16 protein-coding genes are annotated in these 16,476 nt (G+C 73.7%); 6 read left to right on the top strand and 10 right to left on the bottom strand.

Annotated features, from left to right (window positions below):
* Positions 1-205 precede the first annotated feature (205 nt).
* Positions 206-1,237: an SDR family oxidoreductase gene (locus tag RM812_RS20450; RefSeq protein WP_311574500.1), complete on the top strand. Its 1,032-nt coding sequence runs from the start codon at positions 206-208 to the stop codon at positions 1,235-1,237.
* An 81-nt stretch (positions 1,238-1,318) separates the two neighbouring features.
* On the opposite strand, the gene RM812_RS20445 is transcribed toward RM812_RS20450, so the two are convergent.
* Together RM812_RS20445 and RM812_RS20440 are read right to left on the bottom strand one after the other, a co-directional pair.
* Positions 1,319-1,675: a hypothetical protein gene (locus RM812_RS20445; protein WP_311574498.1), complete on the bottom strand. Its 357-nt coding sequence runs from the start codon at positions 1,673-1,675 to the stop codon at positions 1,319-1,321.
* A 73-nt stretch (positions 1,676-1,748) separates the two neighbouring features.
* A complete protein-coding gene (locus tag RM812_RS20440; protein ID WP_311574496.1) occupies positions 1,749-3,038 on the bottom strand; it encodes an ROK family transcriptional regulator in 1,290 nt (429 codons plus the stop codon).
* A 196-nt stretch (positions 3,039-3,234) separates the two neighbouring features.
* Here RM812_RS20440 and RM812_RS20435 point away from each other — a divergent pair, with 196 nt between their 5' ends.
* The 4 genes from RM812_RS20435 to RM812_RS20420 all read left to right on the top strand — a co-directional run bounded on the left by RM812_RS20435 (position 3,235) and on the right by RM812_RS20420 (position 7,481).
* Positions 3,235-3,729, top strand: a complete 495-nt coding sequence (locus RM812_RS20435; protein ID WP_311574494.1) for an FBP domain-containing protein — start codon at positions 3,235-3,237, stop codon at positions 3,727-3,729.
* A 111-nt stretch (positions 3,730-3,840) separates the two neighbouring features.
* Positions 3,841-5,100, top strand: a complete 1,260-nt coding sequence (locus tag RM812_RS20430; RefSeq protein WP_311574492.1) for an FUSC family protein — start codon at positions 3,841-3,843, stop codon at positions 5,098-5,100.
* Positions 5,101-5,140: 40 nt separating this feature from the next.
* Positions 5,141-6,196 carry a hypothetical protein gene (locus RM812_RS20425; protein WP_311574490.1) on the top strand — a complete coding sequence of 352 codons (1,056 nt, stop codon included), beginning with the start codon at positions 5,141-5,143 and terminating at the stop codon, positions 6,194-6,196.
* A 76-nt stretch (positions 6,197-6,272) separates the two neighbouring features.
* Complete coding sequence (locus RM812_RS20420) at positions 6,273-7,481, top strand: lactonase family protein (RefSeq protein ID WP_311574488.1); 1,209 nt, start codon at positions 6,273-6,275, stop codon at positions 7,479-7,481.
* Here RM812_RS20420 and RM812_RS20415 read toward each other — a convergent pair.
* Together RM812_RS20415 and RM812_RS20410 are read right to left on the bottom strand one after the other, a co-directional pair.
* Positions 7,449-8,174 (bottom strand): DUF2470 domain-containing protein, encoded by a 726-nt coding sequence (locus tag RM812_RS20415; RefSeq protein WP_311574486.1) that lies wholly within the window; start codon positions 8,172-8,174, stop codon positions 7,449-7,451. The two genes, RM812_RS20420 and RM812_RS20415, sit on opposite strands and share 33 nt — an antisense overlap.
* A 157-nt stretch (positions 8,175-8,331) precedes the next feature.
* Positions 8,332-8,943, bottom strand: a complete 612-nt coding sequence (locus RM812_RS20410; RefSeq protein WP_311574484.1) for a TetR/AcrR family transcriptional regulator — start codon at positions 8,941-8,943, stop codon at positions 8,332-8,334.
* A 121-nt stretch (positions 8,944-9,064) separates the two neighbouring features.
* Between RM812_RS20410 and RM812_RS20405 the strand changes: the two genes are divergently transcribed.
* The gene (locus tag RM812_RS20405) at positions 9,065-10,618 is read left to right on the top strand and encodes a cytochrome P450 (RefSeq protein ID WP_311574482.1); all 1,554 of its coding nucleotides are present in this window, start codon (positions 9,065-9,067) and stop codon (positions 10,616-10,618) included.
* Here the strand turns inward: RM812_RS20405 and RM812_RS20400 are convergent.
* From RM812_RS20400 to rhaS, 6 genes are all read right to left on the bottom strand, one after another.
* Positions 10,580-11,419 carry a pentapeptide repeat-containing protein gene (locus RM812_RS20400; protein ID WP_311574481.1) on the bottom strand — a complete coding sequence of 280 codons (840 nt, stop codon included), beginning with the start codon at positions 11,417-11,419 and terminating at the stop codon, positions 10,580-10,582. The genes RM812_RS20405 and RM812_RS20400 overlap by 39 nt on opposite strands.
* A gap of 43 nt (positions 11,420-11,462) precedes the next feature.
* Positions 11,463-12,206 (bottom strand): PIG-L deacetylase family protein, encoded by a 744-nt coding sequence (locus RM812_RS20395; protein WP_311574479.1) that lies wholly within the window; start codon positions 12,204-12,206, stop codon positions 11,463-11,465.
* A 55-nt stretch (positions 12,207-12,261) separates the two neighbouring features.
* On the bottom strand, positions 12,262-13,563 hold the full coding sequence (locus RM812_RS20390) for an alpha/beta fold hydrolase (protein ID WP_311574477.1): 1,302 nt from the start codon (positions 13,561-13,563) through the stop codon (positions 12,262-12,264).
* Between the two features lie 115 nt (positions 13,564-13,678).
* Positions 13,679-14,704: a LacI family DNA-binding transcriptional regulator gene (locus tag RM812_RS20385; RefSeq protein ID WP_311574475.1), complete on the bottom strand. Its 1,026-nt coding sequence runs from the start codon at positions 14,702-14,704 to the stop codon at positions 13,679-13,681.
* Between the two features lie 334 nt (positions 14,705-15,038).
* Positions 15,039-15,359 carry an L-rhamnose mutarotase gene (locus RM812_RS20380; protein WP_030185674.1) on the bottom strand — a complete coding sequence of 107 codons (321 nt, stop codon included), beginning with the start codon at positions 15,357-15,359 and terminating at the stop codon, positions 15,039-15,041.
* Between the two features lie 32 nt (positions 15,360-15,391).
* A complete protein-coding gene (rhaS, locus tag RM812_RS20375; RefSeq protein WP_311574655.1) occupies positions 15,392-16,474 on the bottom strand; it encodes a rhamnose ABC transporter substrate-binding protein in 1,083 nt (360 codons plus the stop codon).
* Positions 16,475-16,476: the final 2 nt, after the last annotated feature.

The raw sequence follows: 16,476 nt of genomic DNA, 5'->3' as shown, positions 1-16,476 counted from the left end.
CGTTCGGCTGAAGCCCTGTGGAGCCTTTCGCCGAGAGGCGACCGCCGTCCGTATCCGCCTCATACCGCCCCGATCGTGATTCCCCCGTCACGATCGGGGCTCTTCTTTGCCTCCGTGCCCCGTCCGTCCTCATGCCTCCGGCGAGGTGGGGTACCCGGTGACCTCCGCACGGACTGCACGGGCAGGCGGCCGAGAGGAGCGCAGGGTGAGCAGCGGAACAGGCAGCAGGATCGTGGTCACGGGTGCCACGGGCAACGTGGGCACCAGCGTGGTGCGGCTCCTCACGGAGGACCCGGAGGTCGGGTCCGTGCTGGGGCTGGCCCGGCGGATCCCCGAGTGGTCGCCTGCCAAGGCGGAGTGGGCCGCGGTGGACCTGGCCTCGGAGCGGGCGGACCTGACCGGGCACTTCGCCGGCGCCGACGCCGTGGTGCATCTGGCCTGGGCGTTCCAGCCCACGCACGACCCGGCGACGACCTGGCGCACGAACGTGCTCGGCTCCATCCGGGTCTTCGAGGCGGTGGCCGCGGCCGGGGTGCCGGCGCTGGTGCACGCCTCCTCGGTCGGCGCGTACTCGCCGGGGCCGAAGGACCACGCGGTGGACGAGTCGTGGCCGACGCACGGCTGGCCGGACGCCGCGTACTGCCGGGAGAAGGCCTATCTGGAACGTGCGCTGGACATCTTCGAGCGCGACCATCCGGGGATCCGGGTGGTGCGGATGCGGCCGGCCTTCCTCTTCAAGCGGGAGTCGGCCAGTGAGCAGCGCCGGATCTTCGGCGGCAAGTTCCTGCCGGGTCCGGCGGCGCGTCCGGAGCTCCTGCCCTTCCTGCCGGACATTCCCGGGCTGCGGGTGCAGGTGTTGCACACCGACGACGCGGCGGGCGCCTACCGGCTGGCGGCGCGCTCCGAGGACGCCCGGGGCCCCTTCAACCTCGCGGCCGAGCCGCCGGTCGACGCCGGGCTGCTGGGCGAGATGTTCGGCGCGCGTCCGGTACGCCTGCCCCGCACCGCGGCCCGCTCGGCGATCGCCGCCGCGTGGAGGCTGCATCTGCTGCCCGCCTCCCCCCACCTGTTCGACGCGGTGCTGCGGCTGCCGCTCATGGACTGCACGCGGGCACGCGCCGAGCTGGGCTGGCGCCCGGTGCACACGGCGACGGAGGTGCTGGAGGAGTTCCTGCTGGGCCTCCAGCAGGGCGCGGGGGCGGCCACGGAGCCTCTGCGGGGGCGCAAGGTCGGCTGAGAAGTCCCGGGGGCGGTACGGGTTGCGGTGCCCGTACCGCCCCCGCGGTGCCCGGCGTGCGGAGGCGCCGACGGTGACGGGTCAGCCGGAGGACTCGTCGGGCACGGGGTGCTCGGGGTGGACGGCGCCGGAATGCGGTGCGCCCCTACGGCCCGTCCCCGCCTCGTCCGTGTCGGGAACGTCGGAGTCGTCGGAGTCGTCGGAACCGTGGTCGGAGCCGGAGCCGGTCGCGGGCCGGGGCGCCTCGGCCTCGTCGCCGGCGGCGGAGTCCGCGTCGCCTTCGGCGCCCTCGGAGCCCCCGCCGTCCGGCGTCTCGGGCGGCGCGCCGGCGGGAGCGGCGTCCCACGGGTCCTCGCCGGTCCCCGCCTGCTGGTCCGGCAGGTCCCGCGGAACGGGCGCACCGTTCTCGCCCGGTCCTTCGAGGCGGTGATCGGTCACGGCGCCCTCCCTTTCTGTGGTCCTCCCGGTCGTGTGAACGACATCGGGTACCTCCGGGGCGACCGGTGAAACCTCAGCGCGGCGCGCGCTCCTCGATCGCCGTGCGCCAGGCGGGGACCGGGTACTCGGGTGCCGGCTCCGGGCGTCGGCCGCCGCGGGCGAAGAAGGCGGCCAGCGGCAGGATCGCGGCGCCGACGGTGACCGCGTCCGGGCCGAGCCGCCCCAGATCGACCGTCACCTTCCCGGCGGGATGCCGCAGCGCGTACGACACCGCGTGACGGCGTACGGCGGGCAGGAAGCGGCTGCCCAGCCGGAGCCCCGCCCAGCCGCCGATGAGGATGCGCTCGGGCTGGAAGAGGTTGATCAGGTCGGACAGGCCGGCGCCGAGGTACTCGGCGGTCTCCTCCAGGACGGCGAGCGCGACCGGGTCGGCCGCCTGGCCGTCGGGCGGATAGGCGGCGGCGAGCATCGAGGTCAGTGCCGTCTCCTCGTCGGTGCCGGAGGGCACCCGGCCGCCTTCCTCCCGCCAGCGGGCCAGCAGCGACTCGGCGCCGGCGTACGCCTCCAGGCAGCCGAGCGCCCCGCAGCGGCAGCGGCGCCCTCTGACCCGGACCGTCAGGTGCCCCCACTCGACCGCCCGGCCGTGCTCGGCCTCGGGCGTGACGAGGCTCGCGCCGACGCCGGAACCGAAGAGGACCACGACCGCGTTGCGGGCACCGCGTCCGGCACCGAACCACATCTCGGCCTGGCCGAGGGTCTTGGCGCCGTTGTCGATGAGGTAGGGGACGGTGCCGGGCAGCGGGGAGCCGGCGCGGAGCAGGGCCTCCAGCGGGACCGCGTCCCAGCCGATGGTCTGGCCGTGCACGACGGCGCCCCGGTCCTGGGTGTGCTCGACGATGCCCGGCACACCGATTCCGACGCCGAGCAGCCGCTCGGGTGCCAGGCCGGCCGTGGTCAGCACCTCGGCGATGCCGTCGCGGATGTGGCCGACGATCACCTCGACGTCGTACCGCTGCCCGGTCAGCGGGCGCTCGGCGCGGGCCAGTTCGGTGAGCGTCAGGTCGAACAGCTCGACGCGCACCCGGGTCTCGCCGACGTCCACGCCGATCATGTGGCCGCTGCCGGGCGTCACGCGCAGCAGGGTGCGGGGCCTGCCGCCGTCGGAGTCGACGCTGCCGGCCTCCTCGACCAGGCCGTCGGCGACCAGGTCGGCGACGACGTTGCTGACGGAGCCGGAGCTCAGCCCGGTCGCCGGGCCCAGCTCGAAACGGCTGAGCGGTCCGTCGAAGTAGAGCCGCTGCAGCACGGCCGTACGGTTGGCCCTCCTGAGGTCGCGCACCGTGCGCCCGTTCCGCCCCGCCATGTGACTCCTCCCGAACCCTGCCCGGCCTGCAACCTACCTCTGCGGAGGTGCCGCCCGCGATTTCGCTCTTCTCCTCATTCATGCCGTGAACTGCCGCTCGCTGAAATCCAGTGGCCTTCCCGGCCCGCGGCTATCTACCCTAGGCAGAATCCTAGGAGCCCTAGGTTCGTATCGGCATCGCAGCGGGAGGCTTTCCATGAGACCACTCACCGAGCGGGACATCCGCGACTCGTTCATCAACTGCTCGAAGGGCGAGGCCAAGCGGCTGGCCGTCCCCCGTGACCTCGACGAGCGCCCCTGGGACGACCTCGACTTCCTGGGCTGGCGGGATCCGGGAGCGCCCGACCGCAGCTATCTGGTCACCGCGCAGGACGGTCGCCCGACCGGCGTGGCCCTGCGTTTCCAGCCGGGCCGGCGTGGCTTCCTCCAGCGCAGCATGTGCGCGTTGTGTCTGACCACTCACCCCCGGGGCGGGGTGTCGCTGATGACCGCGCGCAAGGCGGGCCCGGCCGGCCGCGAGGGCAACTCGGTCGGTCTGTACATGTGCACCGACCTCGCCTGCCCCCTGTATCTGCGGGGCAGGAAGGTGCCGGAGGGCGGCGCCCGCTTCGAGGAGAGCCTGACCCTGGACGAGCAGGTCGCCCGGACCCTGGGCAACCTGTCCGCCTTCCTCGCCAAGGTCGCCGCCTGACGATCGGATGTCCGGCGGCGTACGGCGCGTGAGCACCGCCCCGCCTCCTTCGTACGGTTACCGTCCTGTCCGGGTACGTTCGAGGCGCCCGGCGAAGGGAACAGCCCGAGGATGCGGGATGTACGTAGGACTGCGGCTTCGGCTGTGCGGCGGGTGAAGTGGCTCAAGGACCCCATGGTGGTGCAGGCACTGCGCTCGGCCGCCGCGGCCTCGATCGCGTATGTCATCGCGGTCCGGCTGACTCCCGACAAGTCGGCGGCGCCGCTCACCGCGCCCCTCACCGCGCTGCTGGTCGTCCAGGTGACCCTGTACGCGACACTCAAGATGAGCTTCCGCCGGGTGAACGCCGTGGTGGCCGGTGTCCTGGTCGCCATCGCCTTCAGTAAGCTGGTCGGGCTGAGCTGGTGGAGCCTGGCCCTGGTGATCGTGGCGGCGCTGGGCGTCGGGCACCTGGTGCGGGCGCACGAGTTCGTGGCCGAGGTGGCGATCAGCGCGATGCTGGTGCTGGGTGTGACCTCGCACGGGAGCCTGGCGTGGGCCCGGGTGGTGGAGACGCTGATCGGGGCGATCGTCGGGCTGGCCTTCAACCTGGTCCTGGCCCCGCCGGTGTGGGTCGAGCAGGCGGGCGAGTCGATCGAAGGGCTGGCCCGGCGGCTGCGGCAGCTGATGCTGCGCATGGGTGAGGAGGCCGCGGGCAGCACGCCGTTCCTCGAGGCGGCGGCCAGGCTGCACGAGGCCCGCCGTCTCGACCACGACATCGCCGAGGTGGACGAGGACCTCCGGCAGGCCGAGGACAGCCTGCGGCTCAATCCCCGCGTGCGCGAGGGGCTGCTCCACCGCGTGGTGCTGCGCACCGGTCTGGACACCCTGGAGATCTGCACGGTGGTACTGCGGGTGCTCGCCCGCACGTTCACCGACCTCGCCAAGGAACGTGAGCCGGAGCCCTTGTTCCCACCGGAGACGGGCGCCACCATCGAGCAGTTGCTGTCCGAGATCGCCGACGCCGTGGTGAGCTTCGCGGTCCTGGTCACCACCAGCGCCAGCGAGGACGCCGAGTCCGCGGAGGAACGCCTCTCCGCCGAGCTGCGGCAGGCCGCGTCCACCCGGGACAAGCTGGCCCAGCTGCTCCTGGACGGGGTCCAGCGCGACGCGCGGCAGTGGCAGCTGCAGGGCGCGGTGCTGACCGAGGTCAACCGCATCATCGACGAGATGGACACCGAGCACCGTTCGCGCCGGCTCCTGGAGGAGCTCGACCGCCACACGCGCGAGATGCGCGAGCGCATGCCGCGGCTGACCGAGCTGCGGGACCGGCTGTGCGGGTGGATGTCCCTGGGCCGGAACCGCGGCGCCGCCCGCCGGCGTTCCAAGTGATGAGGCGGGAGGACCCGCCGCAGGGAGAGGGGGCGTACGGATGACCGACACCAGCGTGCGGATCGACGGGAACACGCTGCGGCTGCCGGGCGGTGCGGCGGTCCGTTTCGTGCGCACCCTGCGGCTGCCGGAGACGGGTACCCATCCGCTGCCGCCCGGGCTCGGTGAGTTCCCGGTCCGTCGGGTCGCCGACCACGCCGACACCGTGCCCGAGGCGTGGCGGGCACGCGGCGGCGTGATGCTGCCGGTGTACCTGCGTGAGGCCATGTGGCTGAGTTTCGCCGGCACGGCGGAGCCCGCCGCGCTCCAGGTCGGGGTGGGCAAGGTGTGCGCGGTCTCGGGCAGGCCGTGGAGCGACCGACTCTCCCGCGAGCCCCAGAACTACGTGGTCCTCCCCCGTCAGCCCTGGCTGGACGGCATCAACTCCGGGACGGGTACGGTCCGCCAGTTCGTGGCGGTGCCGCTGGGCCTCGGGGCGACCGTCGAGGGCCAGGTCACCGGCGAGGAGGTCTGGGGCGGCGTGCAGTTGCAGGCGTTCCGGCTCAACGACCGGGAGCTGGCCCTGTGGCGGGAGGAGGAGCGCCGCCGGGCGGAGTCGGCGCGCCGCGCGGCGGCCCGTTCCGGTGGAGCCTTCGGCGCCGCGATGCCGATGTCCGCCCCGCCCGCGCCGGGTGCCGCTCCGGCGTCCCCCGGCGCGGCCCGGGCCCGGTCCGCGCCGGCGATGGGGCTCGGCGTCGGAGGCTCCCTGCGGCAGGAGGTGTACCGCGACGAACGGCCGCTGACGGACTGGGCCGAGCCACCCGCGGGCCGGGTCTTCGTGCATCTGGTGACGCCTCCCCAGTGGCGGCGCATCACGGGCGAGGCACCGCCGCCGTCCCCCGTGGACCGCGCCGCGTACACACGGGCCGGTCTGCCTTGGTACGACTACTACGACCAGGACGCCCACGACCTCGCGCCCACCGAGCCGCTCCAGGACGTCAAGCCGGTCGGGGACTGGGTCGGGGACGACCACGAGCCGTGGCAGGTGCCCGCACCGCATCAGGTGAAGCCGCTGGGGGACGCTCCGGGCACACCGGTGGAGGACGGGGACTGGTAGAGGTGGCCGGGTGACACGGTCCGGCCGGGGCGGGGCGGGCGGAAGGAGACGACCGACGAACGGGAGCGGCGCGGGCATGAGCGGTGACGGCTGGAGCAGGCGCCGGTTCGTCGGCACCCTCGCACGGACGGCCGCCGCCGCGGCGGCGTTCCCGGCGGCGACGGCATGCGGCGACCCGTCGGCACCCGGCCGGGCGGCGACGCCCGAGGCACCGGGCGCGAGCACCGGAGCGTCGGGCCGGGAAAGCGGGACCCCCGGGCCGCGCCCGCTCCTCCTCGGCACCTACACCTCGGTCGAGGGCGGCGGCAAGGGCATCGGCCTCGCCGCGTACGACCCCCGCACGGGCCGGATCACCGACCGGGGCACCGTCACCGGCGTGGCCGATCCGTCGTATCTGGCGGCGCACCCCGACGGGCGCACGCTGTACGCGGTGAACGAGCGCGAGGAAGGGGCGGTGACCGCCGTCCGCCTGTCCGACCACGCGGTCCTGGGCAGCCGCGGCACCGGCGGCGCGGGGCCCTGCCATCTGTCCGTGCACCCGGGCGGGCGCTGGCTGCTCAGCGCCAACTACGGTTCGGGCAGCGTCGCCGTGCATCCGATCGACGCCTCGGGCGCGCTCGGGGAGCGCACCGACCTGGTCACGCACTCCGCTCCCCCGCCCGGTCCCGGGCAGCGGGGTCCGCACGCCCACCAGATCGTCACCAGCCCGGACGCAGGCCATGTCCTCGCCGTGGACCTGGGTACGGACACCGTTCACACCTATCGCCTGGACGAGGGGGCGGGCACGCTCACCGAGGTCGCGCGGGCGCGGACCCGGCCGGGAGCCGGCCCGCGCCACCTCACCTTCCATCCCGGCGGGCGCCACGCCTATCTCGCCAACGAGGTCGACAACACCGTGGCGGCCTGCGCCTACGATCCGGACACCGGGCGCCTGACCATCGGCGAGGCGCAGTCCACTGGCACGGGGTCCGGCACCAACCATCCGGCGCAGATCCTGGTGACGGCCGACGGTGCGTACGCCTTCCTCGCCAACCGGGGGCACAACAGCCTGACGCGCTACGCCGTGGAGGCGGACGGCGCCCGGCTCCGGCTGCTGGACACGGTGCCGGTGGGCGGCGACTTCCCGCGGCAGATCGCCTTCTCGCCGGGCGGTGGGCTGCTGTTCGCGGCGAACCAGAGGTCCGGCACCGTCAGCGTGTTCCACGTGGCGCGGGACAGCGGTGAACTGCGTTCGGCGGGAGGGCCCTTCGCCTCACCCGTCGCCGTCTGTGCGCTGCCGCTGTAGGGCCCGCGGGCACGACGCCGTGCCCGCCTGCGCCAGCAGCACGTGCACACGCTCGGTGAGCCGCGCGACGTCGTCGGCGGGTGCGTGGAACGGCAGTCGTACGTCGCCGTGGCCGCGCTCGCGTTCGACGCGCAGCGTCAGTCCGTGCCGGTCGACGGCGAGCGGCCGCACCCGGACCGCGCCGTGCAGGGTGTCCGCGTCGACGAGCCGGGTGAGCCGCTCCACCGCGTCGCCGTGGCAGTCGGCGAGGTGGGTCAGCAGCCGGGCCTCGGCCGTGGCCAGCGGGTCGGGTGCGGCGGCGGCGAACTCGTCGACGTCGACCACCACGGCACCGGAGGGCTGCCGGAGCACCACGCGCGTGGGCCGGAACGCCAGGTGGCCGTCCTGCGGGGAACACCAGCCGGCGAGCCAGAGCCGGGCCCTGATCCGGGCCCGTACCGGGACCGGCGCGACGTCGGCGAACTCGAGCACGGCGGACGGCTCTCCGCGCGGCGCGCAGATGGCCGCCGCGAGCAGGGCGCTGTCCTCGGGCACGTGCAGGAGTACGCGGCCGTCGTCGGCCACGGTGTGCGCGCCGACGAACTCCTCGCGGCCGCCCTCCGCGGTCACCGCGCAGGACCATGCGGTGGCGAGCACGGAGCGGGCCTGCTCCGCCGCGGCGGGCGCGGCCGTCCAGGTGTGGTGGTCACCCATCCCCAACCTCCGTCATCAGTTCATTAGGTAAGGCTTGCCTAAGCTATCGGAGATCGGAGTGAGCGCCAACCACGAGGGGGGTCCGTGCGTGACGTTCCGCCGTACCGGGGAGCGCTTCAGCGCCTTGCACACGCCCTCCGGCGTACGACGGGGGCGCTCACGACGGCGTGATCGCGCCGAGCAGGGCCCGTGCGCACAGATCGCGCACCTGCTCCCGGGCCGGCTCCGGATCCCGCAGCCACTCCAGGCACACCGCGGTGGTGAACGCCAGCCAGCCGCGCACCGCCAGCCGTACGTCGGTCCGCTCCCCGAAGGCGGGGCCGAACTCCGGGTCGGCGGCCAGGGCCGCGAGGATCTGCCGTTCCTGCGCGGCGAGCGCCTGTCGGTAGACGCGCCGCACGGCCTCGTCGCCGGTGGCGTCGGCACGGTGGAAGGCGCGGTAGCCGTGCGCGTGGGCCTGGACGTACCCCAGGTACGCGTCCAGGCCGGCGGTGAGCTGCTCACGGACCGGGATCCCCGGCACGGCCGCCGTCATCCGCAGCATGCGCTCACTCTCCCGCTCGACGACCGCCGCGAAGAAATCCCGCTTGCCCGGGAAGTAGTGGTACAGCAGGCCGCGGGAGACTCCGGCGATCTCGGCGACCCGCTCGATCCACACGTCGTCGTAGGGGCTCTCCGAGAACAGTCGCGCTCCCACCGAGAGCAACTGCTCCCGACGCTCCTCGGTGCTGAGCCGGCGGCGTGCGCGCCCGCTGTGGTCGGCGGCCATGCCCGCACCTTACTTGACGCCGGTTCAACGACGGGACGAGACTGAGGCAGGTTATTGAATCCATGTACAACACGCTTGCTCTGCACCTGCAACGCACCGCTGCGTCAAGGGAGATCGCGTCATGGCGGAGACGATGAACGGGCCGGCCCGGGACGGACGGCCGAAGGGGTTCCGCAGCGCCGGGATCGGCTGGCCCGAACTGCACCGCATCCCGCACCCTCCCCACCGCCTCCCCCTGCTCGGGGACGTGGTCGGGGCCGGCCGGCGCACGCCCATGCAGGACTCGCTGCGGTACGCGCGGCAGCTGGGGCCGATCTTCCGGCGGCGGGTCTTCGGCAAGGAGTTCGTGTTCGTGTGGGGTGCCGCGCTCGCCGCCGACCTGGCGGACGAGACGCGGTTCGCCAAGCACGTGGGGCTCGGCGTGGCCAACCTGCGCCCCGTCGCCGGTGACGGGCTGTTCACGGCGTACAACCACGAGCCGAACTGGCAGCTCGCGCACGACGTCCTGGCGCCCGGTTTCAGCCGCGAGGCCATGGCGGGCTACCACCTGACGATGCTGGACGTGGCCGCACGGCTCACCGACGCGTGGGACCGGGCCCGGGCGGCGGGACGGGCGGTGGACGTGCCCGGCGACATGACCAAGCTGACGCTGGAGACGATCGCGCGCACCGGGTTCGGGCACGACTTCGGCTCCTTCGAGCGCTCCCGCCCGCATCCCTTCGTCACCGCGATGGTGGGCACGCTCACCCACGCGCAGCGCATCAACACCGTGCCCGCCCCGCTGGCCCCGTGGCTGCTGCGCGGCGCGGGCCGCCGCAACGCCGCCGACATCGCCTACCTCAACCGCACGGTCGACGACCTGGTCCGCGACCGCCGCGCCGCCCGCGGCGAGGGCGGGGCGGGCGACCTGCTCGACCGGATGCTGGAGACGGCCCATCCCGAGACCGGTGAGCGGCTGTCACCGGAGAACGTCCGCCGCCAGGTCATCACGTTCCTGGTGGCCGGACACGAGACCACCTCGGGCGCGCTCTCCTTCGCCCTGCACTATCTCTCCCAGCACCCCGACGTCGCGGCCCGGGCCCGCGCCGAGGTGGACCGCGTCTGGGGCGACACCGAGGCGCCCGGCTACGAGCAGGTGGCCAGACTGCGGTACGTGCGCCGGGTGCTGGACGAGTCGCTGCGGCTGTGGCCGACCGCGCCCGCCTTCGCGCGGGAGGCCCGCGAGGACACCGTGCTGGGCGGCGCGCATCCCATGCGGCGCGGGGCCTGGGCGCTGGTGCTCACCGGGATGCTGCACCGTGACCCCGAGGTGTGGGGGCCGGACGCCGAGCGGTTCGATCCGGACCGCTTCGACGCGCAGGCCGTACGGTCGCGCGCCCCGCACACCTTCAAGCCGTTCGGGACGGGTGCGCGGGCGTGCATCGGGCGGCAGTTCGCACTGCACGAGGCCACGCTGGTGCTCGGACTGCTGCTGCGCCGCTACGAGCTGCGGGCCGAGCCGGAGTACCGGCTGCGGGTGACCGAACGGCTCACGCTGATGCCTCAGGGGCTGCGGCTGCGCCTGGAACGCCGGGCCCCGGCGGCCCCGGAGGCCCCCGCGCACCCGGACCGCGCGCCCGTCGCCGGGGACGCCGGGTCAGGGCCGCGCTGTCCAGTGCACCGGGCGGGTGACTGAGTCCGGCAGTCTGGTGCCGGCACCGCCCCGGGCCGCGGTGAGCTGCGGCTGGGTCAGGAAGAAGGCGCCCGTCAGGTCCGCGTCCGTCAGGTCGGCGTCGCGCAGGTCCGCGCCGATCAGGTCGGCGCCGCGCAGGTCGGCGCCGGTGAGGTCGGCGGCGATGAGGTAGGCGCCGCGCAGGTCGGCCCCGCTGAGGTCGGCGCCCCTGAGCCGGGCACCCATCAGGTCGGCGTTGCGGCGGTTCTTCTTCCTGCCGCGGGTGCCGGCCCGCACCAGCTCGCTGGTACGGAGCAGGAGCACGTTGACCCGCTGCCGGTGCGCGGCCACGTCCAGCGCGGCCAGTTCCTCGGGGGCCCCGTCGGTGAGGCGTTCGGTGTCGGTCAGGGCCCGGCGCAGGTCGGCGTGGACCGGGCGGGCCGCGGGCAGGGTCAGCGCCTCCGTCAGGTACCAGAGCAGCTCGTGCAGCTGGCGGACCACCGGGAACACGTCGAACACGAGGCGTGTCCGCTCCGGCGGGCCGGTACGCCAGTCCTGTCCCCCGAAGGTGACCTGCGAGACCTTCTGCCCGGCGCCGAAGCAGTCGTAGACCGTGCAGCCGGTGAAGCCGTGCCGGCGCAGCCCCGCGTGAATGCCGCAGCGGTGGTCGCCCCGGAGGTTCGGGCAGGGCTTCCCGGCGTCCTTGTCGATCGCGAAGTCCGCCGAGCGGGCGAACGGCAGGGCGACGCAGCACAGGCCGAAGCACCGCTCGCAGTCGCCGCGCAGTTCCGCCTGGTCCGTGAGTTCTCGCATGGTGTGCAGCATACGGACCGCCGGCGCGGCGAACGCCGTCGGTGCCCGCCTGCCGCTACCGGCCGAAGACCTCGAAGGTCACCGCCGGCCTCCCGCCGAACCGCTCACCCGCGGCCTCGGCGTACCCGGTGAGGAACCCGCGCACGTACGTCTCGGGGTCCTCCTCGGTCAGCACCTCGAGGTACGTCCGGTGCTCGAGCAGGGAGCGCACCGCGCGCTCCAGCCCGGGTGTGGCGTCCACCGCGTGCGTGGGCGAGGAGGAACCGGCGACCGCGACCCAGCGCACGCCGTCCCAGGGTTCGAGGCCCCGCTCGGTCAGCTCCGGGAAGATCCACCGGTTGCCGGCGTCGGCCACCGCGTCGAGCGTGGCACGGCCGACGGCGACGTGGTCCGGGGTGTTCCAGGCGACGCCGCCCCAGGTGTCCCGGTGGTTGAGGGTGATGACCAGCTCGGGCCGGTGGCGGCGGATCGCGGCGGCGATGTCGCGGCGCAGGGCGATGCCGTACTCCACGACACCGTCCCGGTGACCGAGGAACTCCACCTCGCTCACCCCGACCACGGCCGCGCTCGCCCGCTGCTCCCGCTCCCGCAACGGGCCGCACTCGGCGGGCGGCAGCGTGTCGATGCCCGCCTCGCCCCGCGTCGCGAGCACGTAGGCGACCTCGCGGCCCTCGTCGGTCCAGGCGGCGACCGCCGCCGAGCAGCCGTACTCCAGGTCGTCGGGGTGGGCGACGACGGCGAGGGCGCGCCGCCAGTCGGCGGGCATGGGCTCCAGTTGGGTGGTCACCGGCTCCGTCATGCCCGCACACTAACCCGTGCCGGTGACACCGCACCCGGTGTCCGGGGGTCGTCCCTCACGCCTCGTCGCGGGCGAGCGACAGCAGCCGGTCCAGGACGCGGGGGCCGCCGGCCCGTACGCCGTCGTGCTCGAACTCGTCGGTGACCCAGGTGCGCAGCCCGCGGATCGCACGGGCGGTGGTGAGGGCGTGGGCGGTGTCGACGTACATGTCGTCGTGGTAGACGGCCGCGGCGACCGGCACCTCGTTGACGGCGAGGCGGGCCCGGTCGTACAGCGGCGTCCAGTCGGTGCGGGCGGCGAGCAGCTCGGCCGTCTCGCGCAGCGGACGCAGCGCCGGGTCGCAGTCGAACATCCAGGGGTGGATCGACTCGCCGGTGAACAGCAGGGGCTCGTCGCCGGCCAGGGTCTTCGCGGCGTCGAACCGCGGGAACTCGGCGCGGACCCGCTCGGCAGACCAGTCGGTGGGGCGCGCGTCCTGACCGTAGATGGCCTCGTGGACGAGGGCGTAGAGCGGGTGGCCCGCGTACGACAGGAGGTTCTGCGCCTCCTCCTGGAACGCGTCGGACAGCTCGTGCCCCCGCGGCGTGCGGACGAAGGCGTCCTCCAGGAGGAAGTGCAGGCGGTGGCTGCCCTCGCTGCCGCCGAGGAGGATGCCGAGGGACTGGAAGGCCTCGACGGTGAGGCGGTAGCCGTTCGGCAGGACCACGTCGTGGGTGAGCAGGTGGTCGGCGATGCGGCGGGCGCGTTCGACGTCCTGCGGATAGCGGGCGTAGTGCGCGACGACCTTGCGCTCGATACGCGGGAAGGCGGCCCGGTAGACGTCGTCGGCGTGGGCGTCCAGGGAGGGCAGGCCGCCGGTGATCAGGGCGGTGTCCAGGCCCTCGGGGGCGAGGGAGAGGTAGGCGACGGTGCAGAAGCCGCCGAAGCTCTGGCCGAGGACGGTCCAGGGCGCGCCGCCGGTGACCGCGGGGCGGATCGCCTCGCAGTCCCGGACGATGGAGTCGGCGCGGAAGCGCGTGAGGTAGTCGGCCTGCTCGGCGGGGCCGCCGCGCAACGGGAGCGTCTGCCGATTGGCGGGGGTGGAGGCGCCGGTGCCGCGCTGGTCGAGGAGCAGCACCCGGTAGTCCTTCAGGGCGCGGCCGAGCCAGGCGGGGCGGCCGACGAAACGGTTGGCCCCGAAGCCGGGGCCGCCCTGGAGGTAGACCAGCCACGGCAGGTCCTGGTGTGCCTTCTCGCTCGCCACGGCCTCGCGGGCGTACAGCTCGATCGTCTCGCCGGAGGGGTTCTCGTGGTCGAGGGGCACGGTGAAACGGCGGTCGGTGAGGACGACGCCGGGCTGACGGTAGCTGAGACTCAACGGGGCTCCCGGGACGGAGGGATCGTACGGACGGATCTTTCGGCCGTGTCCCAGTTCAGCACATGCTTCTGCGGCCGCCGACCCCCGGGATCATGAAATCGTGCTGACGGGTGCGTCAGCGGGCGGCGAGGCTGGAGCGCCGCACCACCAGTTCGGGCTGGAGCACGACCCGCCGGTGCGCGTGGGCCCGGTCCGCGCCCTGCGACTCCGTCTCCTCCAGGAGCAGCTCGGCGGCCATGGCACCCATGGTGACGGCGGGCTGGCGCACCGAGGTGAGCGGGACGGCCGCGGCGGCGGCGAACTCGATGTCGTCGTAGCCGACGATCGCGAGGTCGTCGGGGACGCCGACCCCGGCCGCGTACATGGCCTGCAGGACGCCGAGGGCGAGGAGGTCGTTGGCGCAGAAGACGGCGGTCGGCCGGTCGGCGAGGCCGAGGAGGCGGGCGCCGGCGTCCCGGCCCGCGGCGACGTCGAGGCGTTCGGTGGGCAGTTCACGCAGGGCCTCGGGGCCGAGGCCGGCCTCGGCGAGCGCCTGCAGGGCACCGGTGCGGCGGTCGTGCACCTGGTTGAGGCCGGGCGGCCCGCTGACGTAGGCGATGGAGCGGTGTCCGGCGTCCACGAGGTGGCGCACCGCCAGCGCGCCGCCCGCGACGTCGTCGACGGAGACCGAGCACTCGGTGGTGCCCTCGGCGACCCGGTCGACCAGGACGAAGGGGATGTTGTGGCGCCGGAAGCCCTCGATGTTGCGGCCGGTGGCGTCGGCCGGCGTCAGCAGGACGCCCCGGACCCGCTGCTCGGCGAAGAGCGAGAGGTACTCGGCCTCCTCCCCCGGGTTCTGGGCGCTGTTGCAGACCATCACGCCGAGCCCGGCGTCGCGCGCGGCGCGCTCGGCACCGCGCGCGACGTCGACGAAGAAGGGGTTGCCCATGTCCAGGACGAGCAGCCCCATGATCCGGCTGCGGCCGGCGCGCAGCTGGCGCGCGGACTCGCTGCGGACGTAGCCGAGGCGGTCGATCGCGGACAGCACGCGCGCGCGGGTCTCGGTCGCGACGGTGTCCGGGCGGTTGATGACGTTGGAGACCGTGCCCACGGAGACTCCGGCGGCGCGGGCGACGTCCTTGATACCCACCGACTGGGCCATCGGGCAGGGACCTCCAGGGTCGAGCTAGGAAAACGCACCAGGGACGCGGGGCGGCCGGAAGACCTTCACATTACCCGCGCCGCCCAGGGTGGGCCCCCGTCGGGCGGGCGTGGGAAGTCGACGACGTGGAGCGCCGGGGGGCGTGGTGGCCCCAGGGCGAGCCGCCGCCGCGGGAGTTCGTCGTACCGCGGGGTGGGGCCGGCGGTGTGCCGGGCGGCGGTCGGCCTCCCGCCCCGGCGGCACCACGCCCGTCGCGGAGGAATCCGTTGCCGGGCGAGGACCTCGGGCGCGGCCCCGGGGCGAGGTCCTGAGGCAAGGCCCTCAGGCGCGGTCCTCAGGCGAGATGGAACACCTCGGTGAGCGGTTTCATCGCCTCGTCGGGGCGGGCTCCGTCGAGCGACTCGAAGAGCGGCCCCATCTCCGCCTGCCAGCGGGCGTTGACCTCGGTGGCCTCCATGCCGGCCTGCGCCGCCGCGAAGTCCTCGGTCTCCAGGTAGCCGACGAGCAGGCCGTCGTCGCGCAGGAAGAGCGAGTAGTTGTGCCAGCCGGTGGCGGAGAGTGCCTCGCACATCTCCGGCCACACGGCGGCGTGACGTTCGCGGTACTCCGCGATCCGGTCCTGGCGGACCTTGAGCAGGAAACAGACGCGCTGCATGAAGTACCGCTCCCGTTCTTGAAGTCGAGCCGTCAGAAGTTGAACTGGTCGATGTTCTTCGCGTTGAACACGGTCGGCTTGCCGAGGTTGATCACGCCGTCCTTGCCGATGGTGTACTCACCCATCGCGCCGGCCTTGAAGGTCTCGCCCTCCTTGCCGGTGATCTGCCCGGACGACAGGGCGACGGCGGTGCGCGCCGCCAGTTCGCCGAGCTTGGCCGGGTCCCAGAGCTCGAACGCCTCGACGGTGCCGTTCTTGACGTAGTTGCGCATGTCGTTGGGGGTGCCGAGCCCGGTCAGCTTGACCTTGCCCTTGTACTTGGAGCCGGAGAGGTACTGGGCGGCGGCCTTGATGCCGACGGTGGTCGGGGAGATGATCCCCTTCAGGTTCGGGTGCTCCTGGAGCAGGCCCTGGGTCTGCTGGAAGGACTGCTGGGCGTCGTCGTTGCCGTAGGCGACCTTGACGAGCTTGATGTCCTTGTACTTCGGGTCCTTGAGCTCGTCCTTCATGATCTCGATCCAGGCGTTCTGGTTCGTCGCGGTCTGCGCGGCGGAGAGGATCGCGATCTCGCCCTTGTAGCCGATCTGCTCGGCGAGCAGCTGCACCTCGGTGCGGCCGAGGTCGTCGGCGGAGGCCTGGGAGATGAAGGCGTTGCGGCACTCGGGCTTGGTGTCCGAGTCGTAGGTGACGACCTTGATGCCGTTCTTGATGGCCTGCTTGAGCGCGGTGCACAGGGCGCCCGGGTCCTGCGCGGAGACGGCCATGGCGTCGACCTGCTGCTGGGTGAGCGTGTTGACGTAGGAGACCTGGCCGGCGGTGTCGGTGGCGCTGGAGGGGCCGACCTCCTTGTAGCTGGAGCCGAGTTCCTTCAGCGCCTTCTCGCCGCCCTTGTCGGCGACGGTGAAGTAGGGGTTGTTGACCTGCTTGGGCAGGAAGCCGACGGTCAGCCCCTTCTTGGTGGCTGCGTTCGGGTCCGCCTTGCCGGCGGTCGCGGCCTGGCCGCCCTCGTCCTTGACGTCCTCCTTCGTGGTGCCGCCGCAGGCGGTGGCGGCCAGGGCGAGGGAGGTGACGGCGGCGAGAGCCGCGCAGGTGCGGCGGATCGACGACTTGCGCATCA

This window comes from Streptomyces lancefieldiae (assembly GCF_031845825.1).
In the GTDB taxonomy this organism is placed as follows: Bacteria; Actinomycetota; Actinomycetes; order Streptomycetales; family Streptomycetaceae; genus Streptomyces; species Streptomyces lancefieldiae.
The sequence above is the reverse complement of the archived record's forward strand: the minus strand, read 5'-3'. Positions and strand labels throughout refer to the sequence as shown.